The sequence below is a fragment of the Marinobacter pelagius genome (genome assembly GCF_003315345.1).
Taxonomy (GTDB): Bacteria; Pseudomonadota; Gammaproteobacteria; order Pseudomonadales; family Oleiphilaceae; genus Marinobacter; species Marinobacter pelagius_A.
In genome coordinates this window covers 1-22,205 of record NZ_QNRO01000035.1, presented here as the reverse complement: position 1 = coordinate 22,205, position 22,205 = coordinate 1, and the positions used below count along the sequence as shown (strand labels likewise).

At 59.9% G+C, this 22,205-nt stretch carries 21 protein-coding genes; 5 read left to right on the top strand and 16 right to left on the bottom strand.

Annotation, left to right across the window (positions count from 1 at the left end; translation table 11 throughout):
* Window positions 1-78 precede the first annotated feature (78 nt).
* The 12 genes from putA to DET50_RS18795 form a co-directional block, all read right to left on the bottom strand.
* Complete coding sequence (putA, locus tag DET50_RS18850; RefSeq protein WP_113864250.1) at window positions 79-3,270, bottom strand: bifunctional proline dehydrogenase/L-glutamate gamma-semialdehyde dehydrogenase PutA; 3,192 nt, start codon at window positions 3,268-3,270, stop codon at window positions 79-81.
* A gap of 183 nt (window positions 3,271-3,453) precedes the next feature.
* Window positions 3,454-4,233: an AraC family transcriptional regulator gene (locus tag DET50_RS18845; protein WP_113864249.1), complete on the bottom strand. Its 780-nt coding sequence runs from the start codon at window positions 4,231-4,233 to the stop codon at window positions 3,454-3,456.
* Window positions 4,234-4,332: 99 nt separating this feature from the next.
* Complete coding sequence (gene tmk, locus DET50_RS18840; RefSeq protein WP_113864248.1) at window positions 4,333-4,965, bottom strand: dTMP kinase; 633 nt, start codon at window positions 4,963-4,965, stop codon at window positions 4,333-4,335.
* The gene (mltG, locus tag DET50_RS18835; protein WP_113864247.1) at window positions 4,962-6,032 is read right to left on the bottom strand and encodes an endolytic transglycosylase MltG; all 1,071 of its coding nucleotides are present in this window, start codon (window positions 6,030-6,032) and stop codon (window positions 4,962-4,964) included. Before mltG ends, tmk begins: the two co-directional genes overlap by 4 nt.
* Before the next feature lie 5 nt (window positions 6,033-6,037).
* A complete protein-coding gene (locus DET50_RS18830; RefSeq protein WP_113864246.1) occupies window positions 6,038-6,856 on the bottom strand; it encodes an aminotransferase class IV in 819 nt (272 codons plus the stop codon).
* A gap of 6 nt (window positions 6,857-6,862) precedes the next feature.
* Entirely contained in the window at window positions 6,863-8,110 is a 1,248-nt protein-coding gene (gene fabF / locus DET50_RS18825) for a beta-ketoacyl-ACP synthase II (protein ID WP_113864245.1), read from the bottom strand.
* A gap of 131 nt (window positions 8,111-8,241) precedes the next feature.
* Window positions 8,242-8,475 (bottom strand): acyl carrier protein, encoded by a 234-nt coding sequence (gene acpP, locus DET50_RS18820; protein ID WP_008938713.1) that lies wholly within the window; start codon window positions 8,473-8,475, stop codon window positions 8,242-8,244.
* Window positions 8,476-8,610: 135 nt separating this feature from the next.
* Window positions 8,611-9,354: a 3-oxoacyl-ACP reductase FabG gene (gene fabG / locus DET50_RS18815; RefSeq protein WP_092000151.1), complete on the bottom strand. Its 744-nt coding sequence runs from the start codon at window positions 9,352-9,354 to the stop codon at window positions 8,611-8,613.
* A 15-nt stretch (window positions 9,355-9,369) separates the two neighbouring features.
* Complete coding sequence (fabD, locus tag DET50_RS18810) at window positions 9,370-10,308, bottom strand: ACP S-malonyltransferase (protein ID WP_113864244.1); 939 nt, start codon at window positions 10,306-10,308, stop codon at window positions 9,370-9,372.
* 110 nt (window positions 10,309-10,418) lie between these two features.
* Window positions 10,419-11,420, bottom strand: coding sequence for a phosphate acyltransferase PlsX (gene plsX, locus DET50_RS18805; protein ID WP_404932758.1), 1,002 nt, complete (start codon window positions 11,418-11,420; stop codon window positions 10,419-10,421).
* Window positions 11,421-11,464: 44 nt separating this feature from the next.
* Window positions 11,465-11,644, bottom strand: coding sequence for a 50S ribosomal protein L32 (gene rpmF / locus DET50_RS18800; protein WP_048495018.1), 180 nt, complete (start codon window positions 11,642-11,644; stop codon window positions 11,465-11,467).
* 81 nt (window positions 11,645-11,725) lie between these two features.
* Window positions 11,726-12,280, bottom strand: a complete 555-nt coding sequence (locus tag DET50_RS18795) for a YceD family protein (protein ID WP_113864243.1) — start codon at window positions 12,278-12,280, stop codon at window positions 11,726-11,728.
* A 108-nt stretch (window positions 12,281-12,388) separates the two neighbouring features.
* Here DET50_RS18795 and DET50_RS18790 point away from each other — a divergent pair, with 108 nt between their 5' ends.
* Window positions 12,389-12,982 (top strand): Maf family protein, encoded by a 594-nt coding sequence (locus DET50_RS18790; protein WP_113864242.1) that lies wholly within the window; start codon window positions 12,389-12,391, stop codon window positions 12,980-12,982.
* Between the two features lie 7 nt (window positions 12,983-12,989).
* Here DET50_RS18790 and DET50_RS18785 read toward each other — a convergent pair whose 3' ends face one another.
* The 3 genes from DET50_RS18785 to rluC are packed head-to-tail and all read right to left on the bottom strand — an operon-like array spanning window position 12,990 to window position 15,793.
* A complete protein-coding gene (locus tag DET50_RS18785; protein WP_113864241.1) occupies window positions 12,990-14,030 on the bottom strand; it encodes a S49 family peptidase in 1,041 nt (346 codons plus the stop codon).
* A gap of 39 nt (window positions 14,031-14,069) precedes the next feature.
* Entirely contained in the window at window positions 14,070-14,717 is a 648-nt protein-coding gene (locus DET50_RS18780; protein WP_113864240.1) for an HAD family hydrolase, read from the bottom strand.
* Window positions 14,714-15,793, bottom strand: a complete 1,080-nt coding sequence (rluC, locus tag DET50_RS18775) for a 23S rRNA pseudouridine(955/2504/2580) synthase RluC (protein ID WP_113864239.1) — start codon at window positions 15,791-15,793, stop codon at window positions 14,714-14,716. Before rluC ends, DET50_RS18780 begins: the two co-directional genes overlap by 4 nt.
* A 594-nt stretch (window positions 15,794-16,387) precedes the next feature.
* Here rluC and rne point away from each other — a divergent pair.
* On the top strand, window positions 16,388-19,450 hold the full coding sequence (rne, locus tag DET50_RS18770; protein ID WP_113864238.1) for a ribonuclease E: 3,063 nt from the start codon (window positions 16,388-16,390) through the stop codon (window positions 19,448-19,450).
* A 3-nt stretch (window positions 19,451-19,453) separates the two neighbouring features.
* The gene (locus DET50_RS18765; RefSeq protein ID WP_092000179.1) at window positions 19,454-19,996 is read left to right on the top strand and encodes a YecA/YgfB family protein; all 543 of its coding nucleotides are present in this window, start codon (window positions 19,454-19,456) and stop codon (window positions 19,994-19,996) included.
* On the opposite strand, the gene DET50_RS18760 is transcribed toward DET50_RS18765, so the two are convergent.
* Window positions 19,993-20,871 carry a PHP domain-containing protein gene (locus DET50_RS18760; RefSeq protein ID WP_113864237.1) on the bottom strand — a complete coding sequence of 293 codons (879 nt, stop codon included), beginning with the start codon at window positions 20,869-20,871 and terminating at the stop codon, window positions 19,993-19,995. The genes DET50_RS18765 and DET50_RS18760 overlap by 4 nt on opposite strands.
* 30 nt (window positions 20,872-20,901) lie before the next feature.
* Between DET50_RS18760 and DET50_RS18755 the strand changes: the two genes are divergently transcribed.
* Together DET50_RS18755 and DET50_RS18750 are read left to right on the top strand one after the other, a co-directional pair.
* Complete coding sequence (locus DET50_RS18755) at window positions 20,902-21,201, top strand: YciI family protein (protein WP_113864236.1); 300 nt, start codon at window positions 20,902-20,904, stop codon at window positions 21,199-21,201.
* A gap of 121 nt (window positions 21,202-21,322) precedes the next feature.
* Window positions 21,323-21,991, top strand: a complete 669-nt coding sequence (locus DET50_RS18750) for a TIGR04211 family SH3 domain-containing protein (protein WP_113864235.1) — start codon at window positions 21,323-21,325, stop codon at window positions 21,989-21,991.
* The last annotated feature ends 214 nt before the right edge of the window (window positions 21,992-22,205 follow it).

Sequence of the window (22,205 nt, the reverse complement as noted above, 5' to 3'; positions counted from 1 at the left end):
GAACTCAACTACGGAGTCGATCTATCAACCATCTGAGGGTGGTATCAGATTGATGGGGTGAAGGTGCCCCATCAACCATTAAATCCGTATACCCACCTTTTCAATACCCAGCGACAGCAACGACGCATTGCCCCCGACTGCTGTGGTATTGACCGTTCTTGTGCGCTCTGTTGCAAAACGCTGCAGGTAATGGGGGCCACCAGCCTTGGGTCCGGTACCGGACAGACCACGGCCGCCGAAGGGCTGAACCCCCACCACTGCTCCGATCTGATTGCGGTTGACGTAGGTATTACCCACTTTCACCCGCTGTTCGATGTACGCCGCGGTGGACTCGCTCCGGCTATGAATACCCAGCGTCAGTCCGTACCCGCTACCGTTGATTTCGTCGATGACCTCATCCAGCCGCTCGGAATCGTAACGAACTACATGAAGAATCGGCCCAAAGTGCTCGTTTTTCAAATCTTTTATGCTTTCAATGCCATAGGCGGACGGGGCAATGAAATGACCGGACTCGCAGATGGACGGCAGCGGAGTCCTGGCAATCAGCCGTGCGCTCCGGTCCAGTTCATCGAGATGTGCCTGGAGCGCCTGCTTCGCTGCCCTATCAATTACAGGGCCAACATCGGTGCGGTGCAGCTCCGGGTTGCCAACGGATAACTGCTGCATGGCACCGGCGAGCATCGTCTCCATACGATCCGCTACATCGGTCTGGAGATACAGCACCCGCAGTGCCGAGCAGCGCTGCCCGGCACTGGCGAAGGCGGACTGCAACACATCGCGCACCACCTGTTCGGGGAGCGCACTGCTGTCCACGATCATGGCGTTCTGCCCCCCGGTCTCGGCGATCAGGGGCACGATTGCCCCATCCCGACCGGCCAGTGTCCGGTTCAGCAGATGGGCAACCTGTGTAGATCCGGTGAAGGCGATGCCGGCAATCCTGGGGTCCGGGGGCAGTATGCCGCCAAGTTCTTCGCCATCACCGGGTAACAGTTGAATCACATCCGGCGGGAACCCCGCCTCAAGCATCAGCTCCACTGCCCGGTAGGCAACCAGGCTGGCCTGCTCCGCCGGCTTGGCAATCACGGTATTCCCGGCCACCAGGGCCGCCATGATCTGGCCGGTGAAGATGGCCAGCGGAAAATTCCATGGACTGATGCACAGGAAGACGCCCCGGCCTTCCATATACAGTTCATTGCTCTCGCCAGTCGGGCCCGGCAGAGCAATCGGGCTGCCAAAACGAGCACGACCCTGAATCGCGTAGTAGCGGCAGAAATCCACCGCCTCGCGGACCTCGTCGATACCGTCCTGGATGGTCTTGCCCGCCTCGCGACAGCAGATCGCCATCAGTTCTTCCATGTTCTGCTCGAGCAGATCCGCGTACTTCTCCAGATGCCGGGAGCGCTCGGCAACCGGCCGCTCGTTCCATGTCCGGAAACCCGCTTCAGCCGTGGCCAATGCCTCTTCGGCCTGGTCCCTGCCAGCCCAAACCACGGTTCCCGGGCTTTTTGAGACGTCGTAGGGTGAACACACTTCCTTGCGCTGCCCATCGAGTACCCGGGTGCCCCGGATCACCGGGCCGGCATGCCAGCTGGTACCGGCCCACTGCCCCAGCCGACTGAGCAGCGGCTCCAGATGCGCCTCTGCATGGGTATTCAGGCCACGGGAATTGGTCCTTTCACCCCCATAGATGCCTTCGGGTAGCGAAATCCGGTCATTGGCCAGTGCAGGATATTTCTGCAACTCCTGGACCGGATTCAGGACCAGCGCTTCCACCGGCGTCTCGGCATCCACCAACCGATGCACGAAAGACGAGTTGGCGCCATTCTCAAGAAGCCGACGCACCAGGTAGGGCAACAGATCCTTATGCGCTCCGACCGGGGCATAAATCCGTACCGGAATGTCGTGCTCCCGCAGGATGCTGTTGTAGAGGGCATCCCCCATACCGTGCAGGCGCTGGAATTCGAACTCCCTGCCCTTGTTGCGGGCCATGGCCAGGGCCGAGGCCACGGTATGGGCATTGTGGCTCGCCAGCTGTGGGTACAGTGCCCCTCGAGTGTAGTCACTGAGCAGGTAACGCAGGCAGGCCAGGTAGGAGGTATCCGTCGCCTCCTTCCGGGTAAAGACCGGGTAGCCTTCCAACCCCAACTGCTGGCAGATCTTGATCTCTGTATCCCAGTACGCTCCCTTGACGAGGCGAATGGGAATCTCGTCGCCCTGCTCCTTGGCCAGCTTCGTCAGCCAGCACAGTGCAGGCAAGGCACGCTTGGAATAGGCCTGGATCACCATGCCGAAGCCACTCCAGCCCCTGACGGCTTCCGAGCAGTAGACCTTCTCGAAAAGTTTCAGTGACAGCTCCAGTCGGTCCATTTCCTCGGCATCGATGGTGATGGCTACATTGTTCTGACGGGCGACCGCGATCAGCTCACACACCGTACCGTAAAGCTCCTCCATCACCCTGTGTTCCTGGGCCACTTCGTAGCGGGGATGCAAGGCGGAGAGCTTGATCGAGATCGACGGCCGCGGGGCTCCGTTGCCGGGGTAGCTGTCATGGCCGACGGCTTCGATAGCTCCGAGATAATCCTTGAGGTAGCGGCCGGCATCCTCTCCGGTCAGCGCCGCTTCACCGAGCATGTCAAAGGAGTAGGTGTAGCCAAGCTCCCGGTACTCACGAGCGTTCTTCAACGCCTCGTCGATATCACGGCCAAGCACGAACTGTTTGCCCATGATCGCCATGGCCCTGTACATGGCGCTGCGGATAACCGGTTCACCACTGCGCTTGACCAGCCGCTTCCAGATATTGGAGGGCGAGCCATCCAGGCGTTTGTCCATTCTGACCACGCGGCCGGTCAGCAACAGCCCCCAGGTAGACGCATTCACCAGGGTGGATTCACTGCGGCCTACGTAGCTGTTCCAGTCCGCAACGGACATCTTGTCTTCAATGAGCGCATCGGCCGTATGCTTGTCAGGGATGCGCATCAACGCCTCGGCCAGGCACATCAACAGAATACCCTCTTCGGTGTCGAGGCTGTATTGCTGAAGCAGTGCATCAACCATGTGGACCGCATCGTCCTGCTCCCGGACCTTACGGATCAGGTCGGTTGCGGTGGCGGTGACCGCCCGGTGTTCGGCGGTATCGCTCTGGGCAAGGGGAATCAGCTCATTCAGGTAGACGGACTCATCCACGGCATAGTTGGCGGTCAGGGCATGCCAGAAAAACGCTCTCGGCTGCTCCTGAAAAACCGGCTCTAATACCCTGCTCGCTTGAAACATCTGAGCGCCCCTGAAAAAAACCGGTACGCGTACCGGTCGACCATTTATCCTTGTTGTAAAGAAGCCGCTGCGTCCTGACGGCAGTTCATTGAGGGTATAAGTTAGTATTACTACGGATCTACGGCTTACAAAATCCTACGATTCTTTTGCAAAAACGTCCGAAACAGCCAGTTTTTTACAAATTCAGGCGACTTTTTCGCCAAATCGCAGTTTCGAAGGGGTCGTTCCCTTGTGTTTGCGCAGGGTGTTGGTGAGGGCGCTCTGGGAAGAGAAGCCTGTGCGATAACTGACCTCCGACACCGACAACGATGTGGAAACCAGAAGCTGCACAGCCTGATCAATGCGGGTCTGTAACAAGAACTGATGTGGGGTAACGCCAGTGACCTCACGAAACATCTCGTGGAACCGGCTGACACTCAGGCAGGCCACGCCGGCCAGATCCTCCACCCGGATCTTCCGATGCAGGTTCTCCATGATGTAGCGGCGGATTACCTCAGGACTGATGGTATTCCGGTTAGCGGTTACCTCACGGGTGTCCTTCAGTCTCTCAGCCATGCAGTGGAGAATACTTGCGGCCAGGTGGCGCTTCATGCCGTCGTTGTCGGGAGCCCGATCGAACTCGCCGGCGGCAAACTGGACAAGGCCCTGAAGCCGGTTATCCATCTCCAGCGTCCGTGGCCGCTCGAACAACGGCGCCAGATGTTCATAATCCCGATGGGCCGGAGTATTCAGCGCCGGCATGTAGGGATCGAGGTTGATCACCAGAACATGGTTCTGGTTGTCGCCGCAGTAGTCGTGCCTTGCTTCGGTGGGCACCAGGCAGGCTTTCCAGGTGTCCAGGTGGGAACCGTTGCCGTCAACGCTCAGGTCAGCCTCACCCCGGACGCCAACAACCACCTGGTGGTGCTCGTGACGGTGCTGGTGCGATGCGATAGGCAGCTTTAACAGGCGAGCGTCAAGCATGATGACAACGGTTCTAACTGAGAATGTCACTCAATTAAAGCAGATCCGGGCAGAAAGTGCACGAAACAGGCAGTTTCGGCCACGCCTGCTCCGTGCGTTTCAGCGGGAGGCAGCGACCAGGGAACGGACAAGGCTGGCAACCTGCCCAGTGACGTCCGCCAACGGCGCTGCGGCATTAATGCGGTGGTACCGGTCCGGGGCATTGCCGGCACGTTCAAGATAGGTGTCGCGAATGCGCTGGAAGAAGGATACGGCCTCCTGCTCAAACCGATCCAGCTCGCCCCGGTGACGAGCCCTTGCCATACCCGTTTCCACCGGCGCGTCCAGCAGAATGATATGGTCCGGACGGACATTGCCCTGAACAAGGTTCTCCAGCTGGCCGATATGCTCTTTCGACACGCCCCGGCCGCCACCCTGATAGGCAAAGGTCGCGTCGGTAAAGCGATCGCAGAGCACCCACTGCCCCGCCTCCAGTGCCGGCAAAATCCGGGTATGCAGGTGCTGGGCACGGGCCGCGAACATCAGAAGAAGCTCGGTCAGTTCGTGCACCGGTTCATCCCGGGGCGCGAGCAGCAGCTCACGAATCGCTTCGGCCATGGGTGTGCCGCCCGGCTCCCGGGTGACAACCACATCGATGCCTTCGGAGCGCAGCACCTCGGCGGCATTGGCCAGCTGGGTGGACTTGCCGACGCCCTCGGTACCTTCAAAGGTAATGAACTGACCCCGCTTCACTGGCTCTGCTCCTGACTGGCATCTCCGGCATCTTCGGGCGGCGGAGACGACCGGTAATCGTCACGGCGATTAAGCTGGAATTCCCGGACCGCCTTCTGATGCTCGGCAAGGGTTCTCGAGAACTTGTGAGTGCCATCACCACGGGCAACAAAATACAGGGAATCCCCTTCTTTCGGGTGCAAGGCCGCATGGATAGCTTCCTGCCCCGGAAGAGCAATGGGAGTCGGCGGCAGACCATCAATCCGGTAGGTGTTGTAGGGAGTGTAGGTGCGCAGATCCTTGCTACCGATCCGCCCCTGGTACTTATCCCCCATTCCGTAGATCACGGTCGGATCCGTTTGCAGTCGCATGCCCTTCTCCAGACGCCGCACAAAGACCCCGGCCACTTCGTCCCGTTCGTGGGGTACACCGGTCTCCCGCTCGACAATCGAAGCCATGATCAGGGCCTCGTAGGGCGTATCGTAGGGCAGCCCCTCCTCGCGATTTTCCCATTCTTCCGCCAGAACGGCTTCCATCCGTTTAAAGGAGCGCTTCAGGAGATCCAGGTCGGAATCACGGCTGGCAAACAGGTAGGTATCGGGGAAGAAACGGCCCTCTGGGTGCTCACCCTCGGCGCCCATCGCCGCCATGATTTCCTCGTTACTCCAGTCCGCGGTTTCCTGACGGAGCCTTTCAGCACTGGCCAGCGCGGCCCTCATATCCTTGAACGTCCAGCCCTCGATGAACTGGATACTCCAATGTTTGATATCACCGGCCACCATGGTTTCAACCATGTCCTTTACAGACATGCCATCGGTGAACTCATATTCGCCAGCCTTGATTCGGGCCTGCTCCGGATGCAGGCGGCCATGCAATTTCAGCCAGAGACTCCTGGCGACGAGGCCTTCGCCTTCGAGCTGTTCCGCGACCTGATTAAAGGCGGTTCCTGCCGGCACATTGAACAGCACCGGTTCCTCAAGGCTCACCGGTTCCTCGAGGGTTTTCAGCCCCTGCCAGAACCAAAGGCCGGTTCCAGCGGCAAGCAGCACGGAGAGAGATATGCAAACAATCAGTAACTTCTTGAGCAAAGGACTTATTCCAGTGTTTCGAGCGGATCGCAGATTGTCGCAAGTCCGCTATCGACAGGCAAATCCTGACCGGCAAGATTGCGAACCGTAACCACTCCGAGGACGCTGTTCAGCAGATAGAAGGCCCGGCATCCCGGCCCCGTGACATCTTCCGCCAACAGCGGGCGCTCAATTACGATTTCGCCCCTGGCCTCGAGCCGCTCCAACACCCAGTCACGCATGACTCCGGCAACCGCCAGCGAAGCCCGGGGCGGGGTAATCCAGCCCTCTGTGGTGTGCAGCAACAGGTTCGTCCGGGTTCCTTCCACCAGATCGCCTTCACGGCTGGACTGCAGGACTTCGAAGACATCCCCGCTCAACTCCTTCGCAGCCATTACCTGCTCCAGACGGTTCAGGGACTTGATACCGGCGAACAGTGGATTGATGGTCAGGGGAATTCGGGAATAGGCGACTGTAACACCATCGGAGGGAATACCAGGCGGTGCCGCACTGGCGGAAACCAGCAGATTCGGCGTCATCTCCGGGTCAGGGCGGTAACCGCGCCCCCCGGCGCCACGGGTCAGGATCAGTTTGAGTACCCAGTGGGTATCGGCCCGGGCGCTGCCATAATGGCTGGCGGCACGGGCATAGACGTCCTGCACCTCTGCCCTGGTCACCGGAATACCGAGTCTTCCGGCATCCCGGACCAGTCGGTCCAGGTGATAGCCTACCAGGGTACCCCGGACACCGACCATAAGAATGGTTTCAAACAGGCCGTCGCCGTAGGCCAGGCCGCGGTCGTTAGCAGGCAGGCCGCCCTCTTCCGCCCAGAACACCGCCAGCATACGTGATCAGTCCTCGTAGCGACGGAAGATCAGTGTTCCGTTGGTACCACCAAAGCCGAAGGAGTTCGACAAGGCTACTTGCAGATCCGCCTTGCGGCACTCATTGGGAACCAGGTCCAGATCGCAGCCCTCATCGGGGTTGTCCAGGTTGATGGTCGGCGGCAGGATGCCCTCCCGCAAGGCCAGGACCGAGAAGATGGCTTCGACCGCGCCCGCTGCACCCAGCAGGTGGCCAGTCATGGACTTGGTGCTGCTCATGGCAAGCTTTTCGGAGTGAGTGCCAAACACACTTCTGACGGCTTTGACCTCGGCAACATCACCCACCTGTGTGGATGTGCCATGGGCATTGATGTAATCAACCGCTTCCGGATCAAGGCCGGCATCGCGGATGGCATTCTGCATGGACCGGGCTGCGCCCTCGCCAGACTCCGGCGGCGCGGTGATGTGGAAGGCGTCGTCACTCATACCGAAGCCGATCACTTCGCCATAAATGGTCGCCCCACGATTCCGGGCATGCTCCAGGTCCTCAAGCACCAGCACGCCGGAACCGTCGCTCAGGACAAAACCGTCCCGATCCCGATCCCAGGGTCGACTGGCCTTTTCCGGGTCGTCATTACGGGTGGAGAGAGCCCTTGCGGCGGAAAACGCGGCAACACCGGTCCGCGTGGTCGCCATCTCGGAACCACCGGCCAGCATGACGTCCGCGTCCCCATAGGCAATGGTCCGGGCGGCATAGCCGATATTGTGGGTGCCGGTGGTACAGGCGGTCACAATAGAAATGTTGGGGCCACGGTAACCGAATCGAATGGCAGTATTACCCGACACCATGTTGATGACGGACGCAGGCACAAAGAATGGAGAGACTTTCCGGGGCCCGGACTTCTCCATCTGGATGACGCTCTTCTCAATAAATTCGAGGCCCCCGATACCGGAGCCGATGGCAACACCCACCCGATCCCGGTCGAGCGCGTCATATTGCTCGAGACCGCTGTCATCAACTGCCTGCTGGGCGGCGATCAGTCCGTAATGGATAAAGGCGTCGAGTTTCCGGGCATCCTTGGTGGACAGGTACTGGCTGATATCCAGATCCTTGACCGACCCGCCAATCCGGGTGTTGTACCCGGAGGCATCAAAACGGTCGATCATGCCGATTCCGCTGCGTCCGGCCTTGATAGCATCCCAGGAGCTCTGCACATCATTACCGACCGGGGAGAGCATGCCCATACCCGTGATGACAACCCGTCGTTTACTCATATCCTCTTGCACCTGATCTTGTCCGTGGAAAAACAGAACGCCGATTGAACCTGAAATTCAGCCAATAAAAAAGCCGTCCCCCGATATTTCACAAGGACGGCTTTTTGCCTGGCTTACTTAATCGCAGAGTATCAGGTGTGCGCGACGATGTAGTCGATCGCGTCCTGAACAGTGCCCAGCTTTTCGGCCTCTTCGTCAGGAATCTCGGTTTCGAATTCCTCTTCCAGGGCCATAACCAGCTCAACAGTGTCCAGTGAGTCAGCGCCAAGATCCTCTACAAAAGAAGATGTGTTCTGAACTTCGGACTCTTTAACGCCCAACTGTTCACAAACGATCTTCTTCACGCGCTCTTCAACTGTACTCATAATGTCCTCACTTTGTGTGTCAACCAAGCAACTCAAGTGCTGCCAGTTTAGATTAAACCCTACCTGCAAACAAGCAGGGACTCAGTCAAACATGTTGCGCGACAAGGAGTTGCGCAGAAGCCCCGGATTCGGGGCTTATCCCATGTACATTCCGCCGTTCACGTGAATGGTCTCACCCGTCACGTAAGCGGCTGCATCCGACGCCAGGAAAGCCACCACTGCGGCCACTTCCTCCGGCTCACCCAGACGACCGGCGGGTATGATTTCCAGCATAGCCTCGCGCTGCTTGTCGTCCAGTTTTTTGGTCATATCCGTGTCGATAAAGCCGGGCGCCACACAGTTGGCGGTGATGCCCCGGTTCGACATTTCCTTGGCCAGACTGCGGGTAAAGCCTTCAACACCGGCCTTGGCAGCGCAGTAGTTGCCCTGCCCCGGATTGCCCATACCGGCAACCACGGAACTGATGTTGATGATACGTCCCCACTTGGCCTTGGCCATGCCACGAAGGACCGCTTTGCTGGTGCGGTACACGCTGGACAGGTTGGTCTCGAGAACCGAAGTCCAGTCGTCTTCTTTCAAACGCATCAGCAGGTTGTCCCGGGTAATACCGGCATTATTGACCAGGATCTGGGGCGCACCGGATTTTTCGGTCAGCGCCTTGAGGCCAGACTCTATACTTTCCGGGTCCGATACATCCATGACGATGCCGTAACCTTTCAGGCCGGCATCCGCAAACGCCTTCGAAATAGACTCGGCGCCCGCTTCACTGGTGGCGGTACCTACAACTTCAGCGCCCTGCTGCGCGAGCGCCTGGGCAATGGCCTTGCCAATGCCACGGGTTGCGCCGGTCACCAGTGCAACTTTACCTTCCAAAGACATGAAAGACTCCTTTCGTCAGGATTGGCCGAAAGCTTCCAGAGCCTTCGCCAGTGAATCCGGATCCTCGATTCCGTAAACCGGGAGGCTACGGTCAATTCGCTTGATCAGTCCGGCCAGAACTTTTCCGGTGCCACACTCCACTGCCATCTCGACGCCCTCAGACGCCAGCTTGCGCACGGAATCCGTCCAGAGCACCGGGGAATAAAGCTGCTTGAGGAGGTTGGCCTTGAGTTTGTCAGCATCGGTTTCAGCCGACGCGTGAACATTCTGGACCACCGGAATGACAGCATCGTTAAAGCGCACATCGTTGAGCGCCTCGGCCAACTCTTCAGCGGCACCTTTCATCAATGCGCAGTGAGAAGGAACGCTGACCGGCAGCGGCATGGCCTTACGGGCGCCCTGCTCTTTACAGATCTCAATGGCACGGTCGACAGCAGCTGCAGAACCGGCGATGACGACCTGCCCGGGTGCGTTGAAGTTTACTGCAGAGACCACGTCGCCCTGGGCCGCGCTCTCGCACGCAGCTACCACGTCGGCGTCATCAAGACCGAGGATTGCAGCCATCTTGCCTTCGCCGGCAGGAACCGCCTGCTGCATCAGCTCGCCCCGAAGGCGGACCAGCTTGACGGCCTCGACGAAATCCAGGCTCTCGGCAGCGACCAGAGCGCTGTACTCACCCAGGCTGTGACCGGCAACAAAGCTCGGCGCACGACCGCCGGCGACAAACCACTGGCGCCAGAGGGCAACACTGGCGGTCAGGAGCGCAGGCTGGGTAACCATGGTCTGATTGAGCTCCTCGGCCGGTCCTTTCTGGCAAAGGTGCCAGAGATCGTAACCAAGCACGTTGGAGGCTTCAGCGAAGGTCTTGTTGATGATAGGCCAGGCTTCGGCAGCGTCACTGAGCATGCCGACCGACTGGGACCCTTGTCCGGGAAAAATAAAGGCTGATTTCATAGGGCGAATCTTATCGTCATTGAAGGGTTTCGGGAGATTAGCCAATAGTACAAGTTAGGCCAATTATCCGCGAATGCACGGCAGATCAGGGACAGACTTTAGTCTCAGGCTCAGAGCATGAGATCGTCCAGCCTTTCATTGATGCGGCGGGGGACTTCCAGTTGCACCTCCCGGACCGCCTGGCGGATAGCAGCCAGCATGGCGCGCTCATTGGCATTGCCATGACTCTTGATCACCACGCCCTGAAGGCCGAGCAGACTGGCACCATTGTGCCGGGACGGATCCATCAACTGCAGGAGCCGACCGATGATCGGCCGCGCCAGCAGGCCCACAAAACGCCCGTACAGCGAACGGGTAAAGGCCTGTTCCATCAGTTCGATCAGCAGACCCGCCACACCCTCACCGGTTTTCAGGGCGATGTTACCGACGAAACCATCGCACACCACCACATCGGCCACATCCCGGAACAAGTCACTGCCTTCCACATAGCCGATGTAATTGATGGTTTCGCACTGGGCCAGCATATGGGAGGCAAGGCGCACCTGCTCGTTACCCTTGATCTCTTCCTCGCCGACATTGAGCAGGGCAACCCGCGGCTCGGTCTGGCTACAGATGGCCGAGGCCATCAGCGAGCCCATGAGCGCGTACTGGTAAAGGTTTTCGGCGGTGGAATCGACGTTGGCGCCCAGATCCAGCACATGGCACTTGCCGCGCAGGGAAGGAATCAGTTTGGCAATGGCCGGGCGCTCGATACCCGGGTACATGCGGATGATGGAGCGACCGAAGGCCATCAGTGCACCGGTATTGCCGGCGCTGACGCACCCCTGGGCCTCACCATCGCGGACCAGGCCAAGGGCAACGGCCATGGAGGAATTCTTCTTGTGACGCAGAGCATGGGACGGGCGCTCGTTCATCCGGACCACATCGGCCGCTTCGACCACCCGGATCCGGGCATGCCCCTCACGCAACAAAGCCTCGAGCTCACTCCGGATACCCACCAGAATGATGCTCAAGGCTTCGTTTTCACGCACTGCCAGCAGTGCCGCGGACACCACAACCTCGGGCCCGCGGTCACCGCTCATAGCGTCTATTGCGATGGTAACCGGAGTCACGGTTTTTCCATCCGACACTTGGGCGGTGACTGGTCGCAACGAGATTACTCGTCGCGCGCTTCGATTACCTGCTTACCACGGTAAAAGCCGTCCGGAGATACGTGGTGACGACGATGAACTTCACCAGTGGTTGCATCGGTGGACAGAGCAGCAGTGCTCAGAGCGTCGTGAGAACGGCGCATGCCACGCTTGGAACGGGTCTTACGATTTTGCTGTACAGCCATGATTATGCTCCTGACCTGTTAACGTAAAAATAACGTGTGTTCATTGTAACGCGCCGACTCCCGATCGGAGGCTGCGCCCGGTTAATGCTTCGTCTTCTTGAGATCCGCCAGCACACTGAACGGATTCTCTTTGCCCGACTCTGCCGGCTCGGCCGGAGCTGCATCGGGCTCAAGGGCTTCCAGATCTTCCCGGGCCGGACATTCATTCCGATCGTGAAGCGGGAACGGCGGCAGCACCAGCAACAGCTCGTCCTCTACCATGGCCCAGAGATCCGCACTGAACTCATCGGTCAGGAACGGCTCAAGCTCTTTTGGTAGCTGCTGCGCCTGTTCGTCACTGGTTACCAGCCCCAGCACAAAACGGGAAGTCAGCGTAGTGGCCATCGGCCCCATACACCGCTGGCATTCCAGATTCACCGGTGCTTCCAGCTCACCCGAGACGATGCGACGGCGCTGGCTGTCCATGGAAAACGACAGCCTGACGCGGCACGCAGCGCCCTCGTCAAACCCCAGGACCGATTCCCTGAAACGAGCCAAGGCACTGAGAGGAATCACTCCCTCCAGCACGGTGTTCTGCTCCGCCAACCGATACGGGTCAACAGATTTGGGCAACTCGGCGTTTGACGCTTTTGACATAGGCGCGCAATTTTAGGGGCGAGGCCCGCCGCTGTCAAAGACTTCGTTGCCATTTCGCCACGGGTTACCATGGGGATACGGGTATTTAACGACAAAAGGACCTCGGAAATGACCAAACCCCTGCTACTGGCCTCGTCCTCTCCCTACCGCAAGGCCCTGTTGGAGCGCCTGGCCCTGCCCTTCACCACCGCCAGCCCGGACATCAACGAAACGCCCCGGCCCGGTGAGTCAGCGGAGGACCTTGCCCGGCGACTCGCCGAAAGCAAAGCCCGGGCCCTGACAGCGAAATATCCCGGGCACTGGATCATCGGCTCCGACCAGGTCGCCTGCCTGCCGGACGGCACCCTGCTCCACAAGCCCGGCGACCACGCCCAGGCCGTGCTGCAATTGCGCCAGAGCAGCGGGCACAGAGTGGTTTTCCTGACCGGCCTGTGCCTGCTGGATGCGGATGGCGGCGAATGCCAGCTCATCTGCGAGCCTTTCACGGCCCACTTCCGGACCCTGTCCAGCGAGGAAATCGAGAGCTACCTGAGCCGCGAGCAGCCCTATGACTGCGCCGGCAGCTTCAAGGTGGAAGGCCTGGGCATCACCCTGTTCGACCGACTGGAGGGGCGAGATCCCAACAGTCTCGTCGGGCTGCCCCTGATCGCCCTCAACGGGATGCTCCGGAACTGGGGATGCAACCCGCTACTTGAGGACTAACCAGCCCTTAGCGCAATTCCAGTCGGGATTCGAGCAGCTGGCCGGCAAAGCCCTCGCCAAAGGCAACGCCCAGTTGATCCACAAAATCCTGGAGCGGGGATTTCCGGTGGCTGTAATCCACCAGCTTCGCCGCACCAACAACTTCCCGGGCGACAGAGGAGGTGCTGCCCAGGCCATCAATCAACCCCAACTCCAGCGCCTGCTCGCCGCTCCAGACCAGACCACTGAAAAGCCGCTCATCGTCGGCGAGGCGATCACCCCGCCCCTGCTTTACTGCCTCGATAAACTGGCGATGGGTATTCTCCAGCACCGAGTTCCAGAACTGGACCTCCTCCTCATTCTCCGGTGAGAAGGGATCCAGGAAGGCCTTGTTATCACCGGCGGTATACAGCCGGCGCTCGACGCCCACCTTGTCCATGACCTCGGTAAAGCCGAAGCCTCCGGCAATCACACCGATAGAGCCCACCAGGCTGGCCCGGTTGGCGTAGATTTCATCCGCGGCCGCGGCAATGTAATAAGCACCGGAAGCACCGATGTCGGAAATGACCGCGTAGACCTTCTTGTCCGGATACTCCTCCCGGAGGCGCTTGATTTCGTCGTAGACGTAGCCGGACTGGACCGGGCTTCCACCGCCGCTGTTGATTCGTAGCACCACGGCTTTGGACGACTCGGCCTCGAATGCCGAACGCAGTGAACCGATAATATTATCGGCGCTGGCCAGCTCGTCTGCGGCGATGGTGCCATTGATCTCGATCACCGCGGTGTGGGCTCCGGTCGCGGCGTCCAGACTTTCACCGAAGGGAAAGCGGATCAAAAACAGCAACGCAAAAAGATAGGCGAAGGTCAGGAACTTGAAGAAGATCCCCCAGCGGCGACTGCGACGCTGTTCCGCCTGGAGCGACATGACCAGCTTCTCGATCAGCTTCCAGTCGCGATTACTCTCCGGCGGCATCTCCGGCCCTTTCCTGCCCAGCCACGAACGGCCAGAAGACTTTTTGGCACGCTCATCACCCCATTCCGGCGACTTGTCAGAATCCCACTCACTCATGCATACATCCTGTCAGCAACTGCATTGGCAATACCGGGCTCAGAGTCCCAGTATGCGACGAAGATCCGGCACTGATTCAACGATGGCATGGGGATCGTATTCCCCCAGCACGTCCCGCTTGTGTACACCCCATTCGACACCGATCGAGGGCATACCGATACGACGAGCCATTTCAAGATCATAGCGGGTATCGCCAATCATCACCGCCTCGGACGGCTCAATCCGATAAAATTCCAGAATTTCCTTCAACATGGCAGGGTCGGGCTTGGAGAGGGTCTCATCGGCGCACCGGGTAATTTCGAAGTGCTCACCCAGACCACTGGTGACCAGCGCGCTTTCAAGCCCCCGGCGACTCTTGCCGGTGGCGACCGAACAGCTACGCCCGAACTCCCGCAGGTCGGCAACCAGTTCGGCCATGCCCTCAAATACATTCTGAGGGGTAGTCACCTTGCTGAAAAAATAACGGGCGTAACCCTCCCGGATCGTATTCATCTCATCCCGGGAGATACCCGGATACAATTTCTCCAGCGCTTCGACCATGCCCAGACCGATAATATCCCGGTAGGCCTCGCGCTCCAGCTCGGGATAGCCCAGCTCGGTGGCCGCCTGGTGCAGACTGTCGGCAATGTGGTCAACGGAATCCACCAGGGTGCCGTCCCAGTCAAATATCACTACTTTTACTTTCATTTCTCTGATCCTGTATTGCGAGCCCCGAGGGTCCGGAGCACGCGCTCAAAAGCTTCGTCGTAGGGCGCTTCAAGCCGCATCGGCTCGTCACTGCCCGGCAGGCGGAATTCCAGGGCCCTGGCATGAAGCATCAGTCGCTGCCCGCCAATAGACCGGAAGGCCTTCATACTCACTTCATCCATATACTTGTCATCGCCCGCGATCGGATGACCCGCCCAGGCACTGTGCACCCGGATCTGGTGGGTCCGGCCGGTCACCGGCGAGGCCTCCACCAGACTGTAACCCTGAAACCACTCCAGACACCGGAACGTGGTCAGCGACGCCTTGCCCGCCTTGTCGACCCGAACCCGGCGCTCCCCGTTGGGCATCTCATACCGCAGAAGGGGCTCATCCACCCGATCCACCCCTTCCGGCCAACTTCCGGAGACCAGGGCGTGGTAGAACTTGCGCACCCGCTTCTGACGCAACTCGTCCTGCAGGTAACGCAGGGCCGAGCGCTTCTTGGCAATCATCACCAGACCGGAGGTATCGCGATCCAGCCGGTGCACCAGCTCAAGAAAACGACTGTCGGGCCGGGCCGACCGGAGCACCTCGATAAGACCGAAACTCAGCCCGCTACCGCCATGGACCGCAATACCGGACGGCTTGTTCACCACGAGCATCGTTTCATTCTCGAAAATGACCGCCGCTTCCATGACACTCTGCACCCGACTCCCGGGCTTCACCTGCTCCGGCTTCTCCTTGCGCACAATCGGCGGGATACGGACGGTATCACCGGTCCTCAGCCGCGTATCCGGTTTGACCCGGCCCTTGTTAACGCGGACTTCGCCCTTGCGAACAATGCGGTAAATGATACTTCTCGGTACGCCCCGCAACCGGGACATCAGGAAATTATCCACCCGCTGGTCGTCGTTATCCTCATCAACGGTAACCCACTGGACCCCCTGACGCACTTCCTGCCCTGCCCCGGAAGACGGCGTGGCAGCACCTTCACCTTCTTTATTATTTCTGACGGATGGCGCCGGTGGTCGCTGGCGGGATCTGGTGTGTTTTTTCGCAACAGGCTTGCGTGACATGGATTTCCTTGCGGACGACGCGTTTTGAGGATTGAACAGCCACTGTAATACTGTTATATTCCGGCGTGCTCTGCCGTTTGTCTACGGCCTGGCCTACTCGAGCCAGAAGCCGGAGCGGCAGAAGTATACCGACACTATCGGAGAGTTTGAACGCCGGCGCCCGATCAGATACCGGGAACGGCGCAGGAAATGCTTCCGGAATACGCTTCCGCAGACCGATGAAAGGCTGGCAGGAACCACCGGGAGAACAGGAACCGTGCGGAAAACCGACGGGCGACATCGCGAAGAATCATTGCCACGCAAGGCCGGGCCGTCCAGCTTACAAATACGACGTGAGACCCAGGCACCTGTGTGAACCTGAAAACGGATAACATGCGTCAACAGACATTCACCCTATGCGACCTCTCCATGCCAACAGGCAGAAGGACCGTCGGCGGTGGTACTGAACCAATGGAATCGCGCCCCATAAGGGTCTGATTCGGTCTGGCCGCCGGCTGCCTCAGTTGTAACAGGCCCGCGGCACGCACGTTTCGCTTCGCTGATGCGAACCCCTGGTTTTCTGTCAAAACCAAACGACAGGAACCCTTTCTTTCCATGAAAAGAATGCTCATCAATGCAACTCATCCTGAAGAGTTGCGCGTAGCCCTGGTCGATGGCCAGCGTCTGTTTGACCTTGATATCGAATCCAGCTCCCGCGAGCAGAAAAAATCCAACATCTACAAGGGTCGGATCACCCGTGTGGAGCCCAGCCTGGAAGCTGCGTTCGTGGACTTTGGCGCCGAGCGCCACGGCTTCTTGCCCCTGAAGGAAATCTCCAAGGAGTACTTCAGGAAGTCCCCGGGCCAGATCGAAGGCAAGATCAACATCAAGGATGTCGTCTCCGAAGGCCAGGAAGTCATTGTCCAGGTCGACAAGGAAGAACGCGGCAACAAGGGCGCTGCCCTGACCACCTTCATTTCCCTGGCAGGCCGTTATTTGGTGCTGATGCCCAACAACCCCCGTGCCGGTGGCATTTCGCGCCGCATCGAGGGTGACGAAAGGGCCCAGCTCAAGGAAGCCATGAACAATGTCCAGGTCCCCAAGGCCATGGGCATAATTGTTCGTACTGCCGGGATCGGTCGTACCACTGAAGAACTCCAGTGGGATCTTGACTATCTGGTGCAGTTCTGGGAAGCCATCACCCAGGCCGCGGGCGAGCGAAAGGCCCCCTTCCTGATCCACCAGGAAAGCAATGTAATCATCCGCGCCGTGCGGGATTACCTCCGCCAGGATATCGGCGAAGTGCTCATTGATGCGGCAAATGTCTACGAGGACGTGCTCAACTTCGTGCGCGCCGTAATGCCCACGTTTGAGAACAAGATCAAGCTGTACAAGGACGAGATCCCGCTGTTCAGCCGTTACCAGATCGAAGGCCAGATCGAAACCGCCTTCCAGCGTGAAGTGAAGCTACCCTCCGGCGGCTCGATCGTGATCGACCCCACTGAGGCACTGGTTTCCATCGACATCAACTCCTCCCGCGCCACCAAGGGCCATGACATCGAGGAGACCGCGCTGCAGACCAACCTGGAAGCGGCGGAAGAAATCGCCCGCCAGCTTCGCCTGCGGGATATGGGCGGCCTGATCGTGATCGACTTCATCGACATGACACCGGCCAAGCACCAGCGCGAAGTGGAACAGAAGATGCGTGAAGCGCTGGAGATCGACCGGGCACGGGTCCAGGTCGGCAAAATCTCCCGTTTCGGCCTGCTGGAAATGTCCCGCCAGCGCCTGCGCCCATCCCTGGGTGAGACCCGCAGCGAGGTCTGCCCGCGCTGTGAGGGCCAGGGCACCATTCGTGGCATCGAATCCCTGGCCCTGAGCATCATGCGCCTGATCTACGAGGAGTCTTCCAAGGAGAAGACCGGCGAGGTCCGGGCCGTCGTGCCGGTATCCGTTGCCACCTTCCTCCTGAACGAGAAGCGCAAGCAGCTGGCCGACATCGAGTCACGCCAGAACGTACAGGTCGTGGTGGTTCCGGTGCCGCACATGGAAACTCCCCACTTCGAGATTCTGCGTCTCCGCCAGGACGAAACCACGCCCGAGCACATCTCCAGCCACCAGGTGGCCCAGGAATACAGCGAGCGCGAAGAGGAAATCTTTGAAGCGCCGAGCGCCGAAAAGCCGGTACGCGAACAGGCTGCCGTGAAGGCGATCAGGCCGTCCGCACCTGCGCCGACTCCGACGCCCACTGTGGCGGAGGCAGCGGCCCAGGAAGAAGGTCTCTTCCGTCGGCTCGGCCGCAAGATCGCCTGCTTCTTCGGCGGCGAGAGCCAGCAAGGCGAAGAACGCGAACAGAGTAAACGCCCGCAGCGCCAGGACCGCAGAACCCAGGATCGTCGCAAGTCCCGGGTAGCCCGGGATGACCAGCGCTCCGGTGGCAACCGCAGTGGTGATCGTCGCCAGGAAGGCCAACAGCAGGGTCGCGGTGACGATACCCGTAGCCGTGGCCGCGGACGCAGCGATGACCAGAACCGTGGCGGCCAGGCTCGTCAGGGTGGTGACAAGGGCCAGGACAAGAGTGCCGAAGGCCGCAAGGACAACAAGGGCCGCGGCCAGGGCCGTAACCGTCCGCAGCGTGACCAGAAGGACAACCGCGAGCAGAAGGATAGCCGCAGCCAGAAGGATCAGCAGCAGGCCAAGCCCCAGAAGGATCAGCAGCCGCCCAAAGAGCAGAAGGAGACTGCCCAGAAAGGTTCCGGCGGTGACAAGCCCCGCAAGCCGCGCCGCCAGCGTAACCGGGACGGCTCCCCGGCCGAGGCCCCTGCCAGCACTCCGTCAGACCGCAAGACCGCTCGCAGCGACAAGCATCAGAAGGACACTCAGCCCGAGAAAGCGGCTGAGCCGGAAAAGGCAGCTGTCACTGCGGACAAGGGCACCGAGCAGAAGGCCGAAGCACGGTCATCTGCACCGGAGAAAGCTCCGGAGTCCAAGCAGGAATCCCGTCCGGCAGCCGGCGTAGCTCCTGGAAAGGCCGAAGAGCAGAAAGCACCCGCCAAGGCCGAGAAGACCGAGAAGGCGGATCAGGGTGAAAAGCCTGCAAAGGCGGAAGCAAAAACTCCCAAACAGGAGGTTGCCAAAGCCGAGGAGCCCAAACAGACGCCCGCCAAAGCAGAGGCAACCAAGGCCGGGGAGCGCAAGCCGGAAGCAGCCGGCTCCGAAGAGCCCAAGCCGCAGACCGCCAAAAAGGAGCCTGCGAAAGCCGAGTCTGACAAAGCCGAGGCATCCAAAGCCGAACCGGTAAAGGCAGATCAGCCGAAGACAGAAAAACAGCCTGAGGCGGTGAGCCCCAAAGCGGAAGAGCAAGTAACCGCTCCGAAGAAGGAGGCCCCGCAGGCTGAGAAGCCCGAGGATCAGGCCCCGAAAGCGAAGGCAGAGGCCAAAGAGCCCGAGCCAAAGTCCGCCAGCAAGCCCGAAGCTGAAAAGCCGAAGGAAGACAAGGCACCCGCGCAGAGCGCTCCGGAACCGAAGGCGTCCGAAGCACCCCGGATTTTCCAGGGTGAGAGCGGAAAGCCGGAACTGGACCTGCCGGTAACGCCGGGCCGGGCCTATAATGATCCACGTGAAGTCCGTCGCCGTCAGCGTGCGGCGGAAGAAGCCCAAAAGGCCGGGAGTAACTGATAAATGCTATCCAATTCCGACATAGAAGCGCTGGAAGACATCCTGTTTGCGGAGCCCTGGGGTGATGACGCCCTGGACTTTTTCGGGCTCCACGGCGTGGTTTGCGCCAGCGTCGTCGGCCCGGTTGAGCTGAGCGCGGAAGATATCTTCCGCCTCGCCACCGGCACCGAGCAGGTGCCCGGTGGCGAAATCCCCGAGGTATTCCGTCGCAGCGTTACCCAGCTGGCCAAGGACATGGCCCACGCCCTGGATATGGGACAGGCCCTGGAGCTGCCGGAGCCGGAGGACGGCGATCCGATGAACGCACTGGAGAACTGGTGTGCAGGATTCGTGGAAACGTTCCTGGAGCATGAGGAGGAGTGGCTGGACGCCGCGAGCGAAGAGGAAACCGCAGACCTCATGGTTCCCATGCTGACCCTCTCCGGCCTGTTTGACGACGAGGACTTCCAGAAGGTCCGGAACAGCGACAAGCTGTCCCGCCAGATGGCCGACGCCATCCCGGACTCACTGACCGACCTCTACCTGCTGTTTCACGCTCCGGACTAAGCTGGAGCCGTAACACCCGCAGGTTCTTGAAAATGATGCCAGACCGGCTCCAGCCCGTCTGGCATTTTCATGATATTCCCCAGTTCGCACCAGGGAGCGCCCGGAAAGTGGAAATCACTGCCCTGGGATGCCCACATCCCGTTGCGCCGGCACAGCTCCGCCAGAAAGCCGAGATCGCCGCTGGACTGACCCGAGGTGGACACCTCGATGCCCTGCCCTCCGGCCCTGCGAAACTCTGCGGTCAGCTCCCGGAGCTTGGTAGCGGTCAGTCTGTACTTCCGTGGATGTGCCAGCACTGCAATACCACCGGCATCGGTGATCCACTGCACCACCTCCGGCAACTCCGGCCAGTAAGCGCGCACATCGCCGGGTTTTCCGGCACCCAGGTACCGCTTGAACGCCTGAGCGGCATTACGGACAACACCCGCCTCGATCAGCGCCTCGGCAAAATGGGGCCGGCCCGGCACATCATCACCGGCCTTGGCGGTCGCCTTTTCCAACAGCTCCGGCACCTTCAGGCGCTGGAGCCGCTCGGCAATCATGGCCGCCCTCGCCCGGCGGTTGTCCGTCTGCTGTACGACCCTGGCAGTGAACGCAGGGTCTTCCTGATCGAAATCCAGGCCGACGACATGGATCGTCCGGCCTTTCCAGAGGCAGGACAACTCGATTCCGGACACCAGCGTGATTCCGGATTCTCTTGCGGCCCTTGCCGCTTCCGGAAGGCCGTTCAGGGTATCGTGATCGGTAAGAGCCAGATGTGTCACCCCTTTTTCGGCAGCACGGGCAACCAGGTCCGCCGGTGCCAGCGCACCATCCGAGGCCGTGCTGTGGCAGTGCAGATCAATGCACAAATTCGGGGGTTGGGGTATAGTCACAAAAATTCCTTAACCGGTTGAGAGAGCTTCATGTATTACGCCATCATCAGTGAAGATATCGAGAACAGCCTTGCCCTTCGCCAGTCTGCACGCCCGGCCCATCTGGAGCGCCTGCAGGCTCTGAAAGCCGAAGGCCGGTTACTGGTTGCCGGGCCGCATCCGGCCATCGACACCCCCGAGCCCGGTGAAGCCGGGTTTACCGGCAGCCTCGTAGTGGCCGAATTTGACTCGCTCGAGGCGGCTCAGGCCTGGGCCGATGCCGACCCATATATCGAGGCCGGCGTGTATCAGAAAGTGACGGTCAAGCCCTTCAAAGCGGTGCTGCCCTGAGATGCCGGCCTGCGCATGAGTTTATTGTAATGGTGACCGGCTTGAACAGCCGGTCATCTGTGACAAAATTGCGCTTTTAATATCTGGTGTTTTTCACTATCCAATTCTGGGAATTTACTCCGTGACGCCTTTTCGCCTGATCATCAGTCTGTTGTTTATCGTATCATCTATCGCAGCCGCCCAGGCCAGAACCGTCTGGGTTGATGACAAACTTTACCTGCCGGTCCGCTCGGGCGCCGGAACCCAGTACCGGATCATCGAGAACGCACTTCCCAGCGGTACGCCGCTGGAAATCCTGGAAGCCGGTGACAGTTTCACCCGGGTTCGCACACCCAAAGGCACTGAGGGCTGGGTGGCGAGCCAGTATCTGAGCAACACGCCGATTGCCGCCGACCGCCTCCAGGCAGCCAACCGCGAGTTGGAGCAGACCAAGACCGAACTGACCCAGGTCAAGGAGCAGCTTGCGCAGGTCACACAGGAGCGGAACGCCCTTGAGAGCGCCGAATCCAACCTGTCCAACCGTTCGCAGGAACTTCAGGAAGAGCTTCAGCGGATCAAGAGCATTGCTGCCGACTCCATCAATCTGGATCGCAGGAACCGCGAGCTGAATGCGGAGAACCAGAAACTTCGCAACGACCTGGAAGTTCTGACCGCCGAGAATGAGCGACTGGAGGCCAGCAAGGAGTCAGACTTCATGTTGCTGGGAGCCGGTCTTGTCTTCGGTGGCGTCCTGCTGGCACTGATCATTCCGATGCTCAAGCCCACCCGCAAGACCGACAACTGGGCCTGACCTTTCCGCTCAGGCCGATACACATCCGGACAAAAAGAAGGGCGGCCCTCGGGCCGCCCTCAGATTGCTGACAAACCCTCGCCATCGCGGCGGGGGTTTGTTGTAATTGGGGTATCGACTTTCAGAGGCTGCCCCATGCTCAAAGAGCCGTCCCCGCAACAACACGAACTCGAGATGGTCAGTCTCGAATCGCTGGTCCCCGACAACCACCTTC